Annotated in this window: 1 protein-coding gene; it reads right to left on the bottom strand. The window is 68.1% G+C overall.

Features of this window, described 5'->3' with window-relative positions; all coding sequences use genetic code 11:
- Window positions 1-652, bottom strand: a 652-nt coding sequence (locus ACFO60_RS40815) for a phospholipid carrier-dependent glycosyltransferase (protein ID WP_380852925.1), incomplete at both ends; no start/stop codon positions are given.

Genomic DNA, 652 nt, shown 5'->3' with positions numbered 1-652 from the left:
AGTACCGCCATCCGCTGGAGGTGGCCTGGTCCCAGTTGCGGCCGTACCCGTAGGCACTGGCGAACCAGCCGGCCCAGCTGGCGGTGTAGGCGATGGCCGGAGCCGCCGCCAAACCCAGCAGACCGGTCGGCAGATCCTGACGGAACATCCCCCCATAAGGACGACGCAACCCCACCGCCCGGCGAGCCCCGGCATCCCACACCAGGCTCATCACCGCGAACGCCACCAAAAAGAAGATGCCACTCCACTTGGTGGCACACGCCGCACCAAGACACACCCCCGCCGCCACCCGCCAGGGACGCACCCCCAGCCACGGCCCCATCTCGGTCAGCCGCGACCCCTCGTACCACTGCGCCAGCCGCTCACGCGAACGATCACGATCGACCACCAGACAGGCGAACCCGCACAACACCCAGAACATCAAAAAGACATCCAGCAGCGCCGTGCGGCTCAACACGAAGTGCAACCCGTCCAGCGCCAGCAGCAACCCCGCCATGCACCCCAGCAGCGTCGAACGCGTCATCCGCCGCGCCACCCGCGCCAGCACCAGGATCGACAACACCCCGGCCACCGCCGCCGCGAACCGCCACCCGAACGGATTCGCCCCGAACAACCACTCACCCACACCGATCATCCACTTGCCCAACGGCGG

The sequence above is a fragment of the Sphaerisporangium dianthi genome, assembly GCF_042654065.1.
GTDB classification, from domain to species: Bacteria; Actinomycetota; Actinomycetes; order Streptosporangiales; family Streptosporangiaceae; genus Sphaerisporangium; species Sphaerisporangium dianthi.
This window is presented reverse-complemented; position numbering and strand designations above follow the sequence as displayed.